Consider the following 9,393-nt stretch of genomic DNA (forward strand, 5'->3'; position numbering starts at 1 on the left):
CCCACCCACTCTCCCCCCGCACGACGCTCTTCCAGTCCGTCACCTGCCGAGCGGGCACCGAGGACGACTCCGCCGCACACGCCTGACTCCGCCCACGCCTGACGCCGCTGGGTCCTGCGGCAGGCCGGGTGCGGGGGAGGATGGTCCGGTGCGCAGCATCGACGACCGGAGCCCCGACCTCGTCGTGCTCGGCGACAACCTCGACGTCCTGCCGACCCTGCCGGACGCGTCGTTCACGGTCGTCTACCTGGACCCGCCGTTCAACACCGGTCGGAAGCAGCGTCGGCACGCCGTGACGGCCGAGCGGCGGACGGCCGGCGACGCCGGGACGATCACGGGCTTCCGCGGCCGGACGTACGAGCGCATCCGGGGTGACCTCATGCGCTTCGACGACCGGTTCGAGGACTACTGGGCGTTCCTCGAGCCCCGGCTGCTCGAGGCCTGGCGGCTCCTCGCCGAGGACGGCACGCTGTACCTGCACCTCGACTACCGCGAGGCGCACTACGCGAAGGTCCTGCTCGACGCGCTGTTCGGTCGCGACGCCTTCCTGAACGAGATCATCTGGGCGTACGACTTCGGGGCGAAGTCGCGCTCACGCTGGCCCACGAAGCACGACACGATCCTGGTCTACGTGAAGGACCCGGAGCGCTACTGGTTCGACTCCGAGACCGTCGACCGCGAGCCGTACATGGCGCCCGGACTCGTGACGCCGGAGAAGCGGGAGCGCGGGAAGCTGCCGACGGACGTGTGGTGGCACACGATCGTCTCGCCGACGGGGAGCGAGAAGACCGGCTACCCGACGCAGAAGCCTGAGGGGGTGCTCCGGCGGATGGTGCAGGCGTCCTCGCGCGAGGGCGACTGGGTGCTCGACTTCTTCGCGGGGAGCGGCACGCTCGGTGCGGTCGCGCGGGACCTCGGTCGGCGCTTCGTGCTCGTGGACGACAACCCGGTGGCCGTCGATGTCATGCGCCGGCGGCTGCCACACGCGGTGGTCGACGAGGTGGCGCCTCCCGGGGAGTGACCGAGGCGACACCTCCGACGTCGTCCGACGTCGGAGGTGTCGCCTCGGAGGGGTGCCGATGTGTTCGGACCGCCCGGCTACTCCGCGGAGTGGCGCCCGTGCGGGTGGTCGCCGTCGGTCGGACGGGAGGCACGGTCTGCGTCCGCCCCGTCGGTCCGGTCCGCAGTGCCGGTCGCCCCTGTGGTCGCCGCGGTCGCGGTGGCGGTGGCGGTCGCGTCCGCGGCGCGGTGCTCCGGTGCGGCGTGGGCGGGGTGCGTGCGGATCGTGCCCGTGGTGGTGGCCGGTTCGTCCACCGGCGCGGCCGCCGAGTGGGCGCCGTGCGTCGTCGCCCCCGGCAGCGGTGCCCGGGTGTCGTCGTCCCGCACCGCCGTGGCCGTGGCGGTCGTGCCCTGGACCGTCCCACCGTCGGACCGGACCGACGTGGCGGAGGCGGTGGTGCCTCCCGTCCGGTCCTGCGGCGGCTGGGCCGCGACGTCCGGCGAGGTCGGGACCGTCCGCATCGATCCGGTGTCGGGCGAGACGAGCGAGCCGGTGTTCGCGGCGGCGCGCTGCGCATCGGACGTGAGCTGGTCGGCGTCCTTCGCGGCGTTCGCCTGCTCCTGCAGGGCCGAGACCTTGCGGAGCGGCGGGACCCGGAAGAACCAGGTGAGCACGAACGCGAGCAGGATGACGCCGAGTCCGACCCAGTACACGACGACCGCGGAGCTGCTGAAGCCGACGAGGAACGGGCGGGTCAGTCGCGGGTCGGCGCCGTTCAGGAACGACGTGTCGGTCGTGGCGGAGCCGGCCGAGGAGCTCGCGGCCGTGTCGCCCTTCTTCAGCTGGTCGACGAGCTTCGGCGCGACCTCGTCCACCACGGCCCGACGCTGGTCGGCGTTCGCGTAGTCGATCTGCAGCGTGCCGTCGACGACCTCGGCGTTCGCCCTGGACGCGGCGGTTTGGAGCGCCTGCTGCTCGGCGGTGGACTTGTTCGCCGCGACCTGCTGGGCGATGACCGAGTCGGCTGCCGAGGCCGGGATCGTGCCGGCAGCGACCTGCTGCTGCACCTGGGCGGTGACCTGCTCGGTGACGGCCTGGTCGGCCGCCTGCTTCGCGGCAGCGGCGCCCTTGTCGAGACCCTGCTGCACGTTCTGCTGCACCGGGTCCACGATCTTCGACCAGATCTGGTCCATGACGCCCTTGTTCTCGGACGCGCCGGCGACCGAGGGAGTGAGCGCCGCGTTGAGCGCGGGCTTGAGGTTCGACTCGTTCTGCATCGCGCCGGTGATGTTCGTCGGCATGAGCGTGAACAGCACCGAGAGGAGCACCGCGGTGCCCATCGTGCCGCCGATCTGTCGGAAGAAGGTCGCCGCGCTCGTGGCGACGCCGATGTCCCGCGGGGAGACCGAGTTCTGCGCGGCGAGGGTCAGCGTCTGCATGAGCTGCCCGAGGCCCAGGCCGATGCCGAACATGCCGATCATGAGGAACCACAGCGGGCTGTCGGCGGTCAGGAAGGTCAGGACCGTGAAGCCGATCGCGGTGAACGCGGTGCCGGTGATCGGGAAGACCTGGTACCGCCCGGTCCGCGAGATGATCTGGCCGGACGCGATCGACGCGATCATGAGGCCGAGCACCATCGGGAGCATGCTGAAGCCGGACTCGGTCGGGGTGACGCCCTTCACGATCTGCAGGTAGAGCGGGAGCGTGAGCATGGCGCCGAACATGCCGAAGCCGACGAGCACGGAGAGCACCGCGGCCATCGAGAACACGCGGGAGCCGAACAGCTTGAGCGGCAGGATCGCGTCGTCGCCCATCGCCCGTTCGACGATCACGAAGCCGATCAGGCCGAGCGCGCCGATGACGTAGCAGGCGATGGCGCCGGGGGAGTCCCAACCCCAGTCGCGGCCCTGCTCGGCGATGAGGAGCAGCGGGACCAGCGTGACGATGACGAGCGTGGCGCCCCACCAGTCGATGCGGGGCTTGCCGCGGTCGCCGAACTTCGGCAGGTGCAGGAACGTCGTCACCATGACCAGCGCGATCACGCCGACCGGCACGTTGATGAGGAACACCCAGCGCCAGCCGTCGACGAACAGGATCTGGGACGCGCCGGCGAACAGACCGCCGACCAGCGGGCCGATCACCGAGGAGATGCCGAACACGGCCAGGAAGTACCCCTGGTACTTCGCGCGCTCGCGGGGGGCGAGCATGTCGCCCATGATCGCCAGCGGCAGCGACATGAGACCACCGGCGCCGAGGCCCTGCAGGGCGCGGAAGCCGGCGAGCATGAGCATCGAGGACGAGAACGACGCGGCGAGCGAGCCGACGATGAAGATGCCGATCGCCGTGAGGAACAGCGGGCGCCGGCCGAAGATGTCGGAGAGCTTGCCGTAGATCGGGGTCGTCACCGTCGAGGCGATGAGGTAGCCGGTGGTCACCCACGCCTGCTGGTCGAGGCCGTGCAGGTCGTCGCCGATCGTGCGGATCGCCGTGCCGACGATCGTCTGGTCGAGCGCGCCGAGGAACATGCCGGCCATCAGTCCGTAGATGACGAGCAGGATCTGTCGGTGGTTCATCACCGCGTTCGAGGACGTGGTGGGGGCCGCTGGTGCGGTCGCCGTCTGGGTCATTCGGTCTCCCGTGCGTACTGGTGCTCGCGCAGGCGTTCCGTCCCGGGCGCGGGGGAACGTTCGTTGCGCGCACTGCAAAAATACAACCAGCGCAAACGGTTTGTTCCCCGGAACCACGTTCCTGTGGACATCGGCAGGGTCCGGGGCGGATGTGCAGGAGGCGCCGTCGGACGGATCCGACGACGCCTCCCGGGAACGATCGACTACGCCCCGAGGGCGGCGTCCACGATCTCCTTGGCCTCGCGCTGGACCTGCTCCAGGTGCTCCTGCCCGACGAAGCTCTCCGCGTAGATCTTGTAGACGTCCTCGGTGCCGGACGGGCGGGCGGCGAACCACGCCTTGTCCGTGACGACCTTCACGCCGCCGACGGCCGCGTCGTTGCCGGGTGCCTTCGACAGCTTCGCCGTGATCGGGTCGCCCGCGAGGGTGTCCGCGGTGATGGCGTCACCGTCGAGCTTCGACAGGCGCGCCTTCTGCTCCTTGCTCGCCGCCGCGTCCACGCGCTGGTAGACGGGGGCGCCGAAGCGCTCGGTGAGCTCGGCGTACAGCTGCGACGGGGTCTTGCCCGTGACCGCGACGATCTCGGACGCCAGCAGCGCCAGGATGATGCCGTCCTTGTCCGTGGTCCACGCCGTGCCGTCCTTGCGGAGGAACGAGGCGCCGGCGGACTCCTCGCCGCCGAAGGCCACGGAGCCGTCGATCAGGCCCGGGACGAACCACTTGAAGCCGACCGGGACCTCCCAGAGCCGACGACCGAGCGACTCGGCCACGCGGTCGATGATGCTCGACGACACCAGCGTCTTGCCGATCGCGGCGTCGTCGCGCCACTCCGGCCGGTGCGCGTACAGGTACTCGATGGCGACGGCCAGGTAGTGGTTCGGGTTCATCAGTCCGCCGTCGGGGGTGACGATGCCGTGGCGGTCCGAGTCGGCGTCGTTGCCGGTCAGCACGTCGAAGTCGTCCTTGCGGGCGAGCACCGACGCCATCGCCGAGGGGCTCGACGGGTCCATCCGGATCTTGCCGTCCCAGTCCAGGGTCATGAACGCCCAGGTCGGGTCGACGTCGGGGTTCACCACGGTCAGGTCGAGTCCGTAGTGGTCGCGGATGCGCTCCCAGTAGGGCAGCGAGGCTCCGCCGAGCGGGTCGGCGCCGATCTTCACCCCGGCGCGCTTGATCGCGTCGATGTCGATGATGTCCTCGAGGTCCGACACGTACGAGCCGAGGTAGTCGTACCCCTCGGCGGACGTCTCGTCCTGGCGGCGGACGTCGGCGTTGCCACCGGCGATGATCGCGTTCGCGCGGTCGGCGATCCACGACGTGGCGTCGCTGTCGGCCGGGCCGCCGTGCGGGGGGTTGTACTTGAAGCCGCCGTCACGCGGGGGGTTGTGGCTCGGCGTGATGACGATGCCGTCGGCGGTGTCGCCGTGCTCCTCGCGGTTGTACTTGATGATCGCGTGGCTGAGCGCCGGGGTCGGCACGTAGCCGTCCTCGGCGTCGGCGAGCACGCGGACGCCGTTCGCCGCGAGGACCTGCAGTGCGGTCTGCTCGGCAGGGGCGGAGAGCGCGTGGGTGTCGCGGCCGATGAACAGCGGGCCGTCGGTGCCCTGCTCGGTGCGGTACTCGATGATCGCCTGCGTGATCGCGGCGATGTGCATGTCGTTGAACGCGGTGTCCAGCGAGGAACCCCGGTGGCCGGAGGTGCCGAACACCACCTTCTGCTCGGGGATCGACACGTCGGGGACGCGCTCGTGGTAGGCCGCCAGGAGGGCGTCGAGGTCGACGAGGTCGTCTGCGGTCGCGGGGGTGCCGGCGCGGTCGTTCATGGGCCCATCCTGGCACTCGGCCCCTTGTGTGTGTCGCGGCATCGCGGGGCGGCACCGGACGGCGCTACGGTCGGAGGATGGGGGAGACGGTCCGCGCGGATGCCGAGCTGTCGGCAGCCGTGCAGCAGGAGGACGGCGCCGTACTCCACACGACAGCAGGGACGACGGTTTCGTGGGCGGCGCTGCACCTGCTCGCCGAACGCGGCTTCCGGTGGGCCCCGGAGGCGGCGCACTCGACCGCTCCGCAGCTCGGTCGGCGTCTGCACGTCGACCTCGTGATCGAGCACGACCCGGCACCGGGCATCCTGCTCGGTGTCGCGTCCTCCCGGTTCGTCGGACACGCGTTCGGTGCAGTACCGCGGTTCGCCCTGGTCGAGGACGGTGAGGCCATCACGCCCGACCGCCTGACCCTCGCGGCGGAGCGGCGCTCGCCGCAGGACGCGCTCTTCGTCGTGACGACGAGGGAGCGGCCCGTGCTCGGCGGTGTCCTCGTCGTGCAGCGCGCTGCCGATGTCGTGCTCGAGACGCTGCGCTGCACGATCGCAGTGCCGCCTGAAGGCGACGGTGCGCTGCACGCCGGACTGGAGGCGGGTCTCCGGTCCGTCATGCACGGTCACCACGCGCGCTCGGCGCGGTTCGCACTCAGCCGCGGCAGGACCGACGGCGTGGTGGACACCGCGGTGGCTGGCCCTCCCGCACCGTTCGGCGTGTACTCCGCTGGGCGGGCCGCTCGAGCACACGAGGCGGCCGCAGACTCCGCGGGGTCGCCGCACCGTGTCCTCGTGGTCGGCAGCGAGCGTGGTGTCGTCTCGTGGTTCCCGGGCAGCGAGCGCGAACGCTGGGCCGCCGCAGCGGTGCTGGTCGAGCGCTTGCAGGAACGCCGCTCTCGCGCGGCGCACGCATCGGACTTGCGGGCGGAGGGTGGTTCCGGTGAACATGGCACGCGGGTGGGGGGAGAACGATGAGTACACAGGGGTGGCGGATCGACCCGGCAGGGGTTGCGTCCGTCCTGTCCGAGGTCCGCGAGTCGGTCAACGGGACCGCGTCGGCGCTCCGGGCGGTCCAGAGCGGGGTCGCCGAGGTCGCGGCGGGTGCCGGGGACGTGGTGAACGAGGCGCTCGGGGCCTTCGTCGAGGGCACGCAGGACGACGTCGATCAGGTGACCTACCGGCTGATCGGCGGGGTGCAGGGCGTGACGAACGCCGTCGACGCCTACCGCGCGGGCGACCTCGACATGGCGGCGAACGCACAACGTGCTGGCGTGCGCGCCCACGAGGGTCACGACCTCTCGCTGTTCATCCGCGCGGCGGAGGAGCGACGGTGAGTGGAGTCGCGTACGGGGACCACGGCCTGATCGCGCCGGACGCCATCCCCGGGGCGGATCTGCAGCTCGATGCCGTCTCGACGGGGGCCGCGACGATCCGAAGCGGAGCGGACTCGATGGAGACCGTCGCCGACGACCTCCCGTCGAAGTGGCAGCGTCTGAGCGGTGTCTACGAGTCACCCGAGTCGGATCAGGTGTTCGCCCTCATGGATCCGGTGACGGACGACGTGCACACGATCGGCGGTGTCGCCCGGAGGGTCGCTTCGGCGCTGGACACGTACGCGTCCACTGCCGCTGCGCCGAAGCGGGAACTCGACGCCCTCCGCGTCGAGGCCGAGGCCTTCGTCGCGCGGGTGCGGCACGGGGTACCGAGGTTCGAATCAGCCTTCACGCCGAAGCAACCGGCTCCGGTCTCCGGATCGTGGAACGGCTACCAAGCCGTGGAACAGGAGCCGGAGTCGAAGACGGTGCCCTGGTACGAGGACATCGCGACACGCGCCGAGAACGACCAGCTGATCCGGCGTGTCAACGAACAGGTCGCGTTGCTCCAGGCAGCACAGGCGGAGTGTGCCCTCGCGATCAAGAAGGCGTCGGGTGCGTCGGTGAAGCACGCCTTCCAGGCGCCGTCGAGGAGCGACCTCGACGCTCGCGGGGTGGACCTGCCCTGGTCGCGGGTCGGGACCGCCGAGGGCAAGACGTGGGCCGAGCAGTTCGAGGAGGGCTTCACCGACGACCTGCTGAAGACGCTCGGAGGACTCCTCCACCTCGGCGGCTGGGACGACAGCGGAGAGTGGAGCTGGGGGAACGCTGGCTCGGCGTGGAAGAGCATGGGCGACGGTCTCGTGGCCTTCGGCATGCTCGTCGACCCGCTCGCCTGGCTTGATGCCGCGGCCGATCCCGAGGGGCAGGCGGGGCAGACCCTCGGCGCGGTTGGTGACGGCGTCGAGCGTTGGTGGGAGGACGCGCAGGAGCACCCCGCGGTCGCAGCCGGCGCGGCTGCTTCGGCGGTCGGGACGAGCTTCATCGGGCCCGAGGGATGGGCTGGTCGAGCCGGCCGAGCGGAGGAACTCGCGTCGGGGCTGGGGAAGCTTGGTCTTCGCGGCATGGAAGCCGACGTCCGCTCGTGGGTGAAGGGTGGAGCCTCGCAGGCAAACATCGACGCACTCGCCGACCTCGTCGACCGTGAGTACGCGAAGTGGTCACGTACGGCCGGGTACTCGCCTGCCTCAGGCGTGGGCGATGACTCCTTCGCGAGCTTCTTCCGCGACGAGTTGAACCGGTTCGAGTTGGAGCATCCGGACTACCACCGGCTGAACGATGCCGATGCGATCCCGCACGGCGTTGAATCGTCGATCTTCATCGAGCGCGGGGGTTTGCAGTACGCCGAAGATCACGGTGGGCATGCGATCAAGTGGCACGTTCCACCGTCGGTGCTGAACAAGGAAGCCTTCGACGACTTCGTACGATCCCGATTCAAGGGCGAAAAGGAGAACAGCGCCTACTCGCTCCCGGTGCGGAAGGTCGACGAGATGATCGCCTCGACGCTCGACGCCAACCACGAGGCCATCCAGGAGTGGATCGCGGCGAAACGAAACGGCTCGATCGGGAAGCCCACCCAAGAGTTCGAGTGGCCGTCCGACACCGTGGTCGGTCGCTACTTCGACCCGGATGGGGTACCGCCGATGCGCGATGCGTCCGTTGTGCGGGTGGTGTTGAAGTTCTTCCCGGACGGCCATCCCCCGTACTCGATCGTCACAACGTACCCGCGAGAGGCCCTGAATGGATAAGCACGAGTACTACCGGAGCGTGGCGGCTCGCGCTCCGGGCTTCAGATCGCTCTTGGCGGCTGAGTTCAACTACGACTGGGACCTCGATTGGCCGGATGTCGAGTCCGTGCTCGTCAGCGACCTCGATGAGGTATCGCGGGCCGAGAACCTCCAGTACCGCGACGAACTGAACTTCCTGTTGCAGGAGCTGCCGACCGACAGTGACGTCGACGGTTTCTTCAAGTTCGTGGGTACGGGCCTCTCGCCGCGGGTCGACCTCGGACAGTCAGCGCGGTCGTGGATGCTCGAACTCCGGGACCGGGCAGCACGGAATGTTCGATCGAAAGCAGAGTGATGAGGAAGCCAGGGAAGCCCGGTTGCATCGCCATCGAGGTGGAAGGGGAAGCATGACGGACCACACGGCGCGGACCGGGGTGTCCTACTTCCCGAGTGTCGATCGAGCAGATGACGCCGTGGCCTACGCGCTCGACGCCAATCACGAGCGGATCAGGAATTGGGTGGCGAACGGTGCCAGTCGACCGCTGCGGATCTACGCAGTCCCGGGCGGGTTCACCGGGCGGGGGAAGCCCTTCCGGGAACCGCAGGACCTCGAAGCCGTCCGCGTCGTCCTGGTCGGAACCTCGGACGATCCCTCGGGGTACTTCGTGTTGACGGCGTACCCCGCTGTGGCGAGCATCACGGCGCGGAACTTCCACGGCTTCGACGCTTTCGTCGGTACCTACTTCCACCAGGACTGGGCGGAGGAGCCGTACTCGGCGGAGCAAGCGCTCGAGGACCACCTCGCGAGCTCTTCGCCCGACGCGCTCAGCGAGTTGCTCGAGGACGTCCGTGA

At 69.8% G+C, this 9,393-nt stretch carries 8 protein-coding genes; 6 read left to right on the forward strand and 2 right to left on the reverse strand.

Annotated features, from left to right (window positions below; translation table 11 throughout):
* Window positions 1-148: 148 nt before the first annotated feature.
* Window positions 149-1,021: a DNA-methyltransferase gene (locus H7A69_RS16625; protein ID WP_182048063.1), complete on the forward strand. Its 873-nt coding sequence runs from the start codon at window positions 149-151 to the stop codon at window positions 1,019-1,021.
* Window positions 1,022-1,098: 77 nt separating this feature from the next.
* Here the strand turns inward: H7A69_RS16625 and H7A69_RS16630 are convergent, their stop codons facing one another.
* Window positions 1,099-3,627, reverse strand: coding sequence for an MDR family MFS transporter (locus H7A69_RS16630; protein WP_182048064.1), 2,529 nt, complete (start codon window positions 3,625-3,627; stop codon window positions 1,099-1,101).
* Between the two features lie 203 nt (window positions 3,628-3,830).
* Window positions 3,831-5,450, reverse strand: a complete 1,620-nt coding sequence (gene pgm / locus H7A69_RS16635) for a phosphoglucomutase (alpha-D-glucose-1,6-bisphosphate-dependent) (RefSeq protein ID WP_182048065.1) — start codon at window positions 5,448-5,450, stop codon at window positions 3,831-3,833.
* Window positions 5,451-5,527: 77 nt separating this feature from the next.
* On the opposite strand from pgm, the gene H7A69_RS16640 reads away from it, so the two are divergent.
* The 5 genes from H7A69_RS16640 to H7A69_RS16660 form a co-directional block, all read left to right on the forward strand.
* On the forward strand, window positions 5,528-6,415 hold the full coding sequence (locus tag H7A69_RS16640) for a DUF6177 family protein (RefSeq protein WP_182048066.1): 888 nt from the start codon (window positions 5,528-5,530) through the stop codon (window positions 6,413-6,415).
* Window positions 6,412-6,774, forward strand: a complete 363-nt coding sequence (locus H7A69_RS16645; RefSeq protein WP_182048067.1) for a DUF6507 family protein — start codon at window positions 6,412-6,414, stop codon at window positions 6,772-6,774. The genes H7A69_RS16640 and H7A69_RS16645 overlap by 4 nt, the downstream gene beginning before the upstream one ends.
* On the forward strand, window positions 6,771-8,561 hold the full coding sequence (locus H7A69_RS16650) for an RNase A-like domain-containing protein (RefSeq protein ID WP_182048068.1): 1,791 nt from the start codon (window positions 6,771-6,773) through the stop codon (window positions 8,559-8,561). Before H7A69_RS16645 ends, H7A69_RS16650 begins: the two co-directional genes overlap by 4 nt.
* Window positions 8,554-8,895, forward strand: coding sequence for a contact-dependent growth inhibition system immunity protein (locus H7A69_RS16655; RefSeq protein ID WP_182048069.1), 342 nt, complete (start codon window positions 8,554-8,556; stop codon window positions 8,893-8,895). Before H7A69_RS16650 ends, H7A69_RS16655 begins: the two co-directional genes overlap by 8 nt.
* A gap of 52 nt (window positions 8,896-8,947) precedes the next feature.
* A partial coding sequence (locus H7A69_RS16660; RefSeq protein WP_220456279.1) for a contact-dependent growth inhibition system immunity protein occupies window positions 8,948-9,393 on the forward strand: 446 nt, incomplete at its 3' end.

This window comes from Curtobacterium sp. ME26 (assembly GCF_903970945.1).
Taxonomy (GTDB): domain Bacteria; phylum Actinomycetota; class Actinomycetes; order Actinomycetales; family Microbacteriaceae; genus Curtobacterium; species Curtobacterium citri.

Coding starts and splice junctions, on each gene's coding strand:
- H7A69_RS16630 (WP_182048064.1), bottom strand. CDS start 3,627: ATGACCCAGACGGCGACCGCACCAGCGGCCCCCACCACGTCCTCGAAC.
- pgm (WP_182048065.1), bottom strand. CDS start 5,450: ATGAACGACCGCGCCGGCACCCCCGCGACCGCAGACGACCTCGTCGAC.
- H7A69_RS16640 (WP_182048066.1), top strand. CDS start 5,528: ATGGGGGAGACGGTCCGCGCGGATGCCGAGCTGTCGGCAGCCGTGCAG.
- H7A69_RS16645 (WP_182048067.1), top strand. CDS start 6,412: ATGAGTACACAGGGGTGGCGGATCGACCCGGCAGGGGTTGCGTCCGTC.
- H7A69_RS16655 (WP_182048069.1), top strand. CDS start 8,554: ATGGATAAGCACGAGTACTACCGGAGCGTGGCGGCTCGCGCTCCGGGC.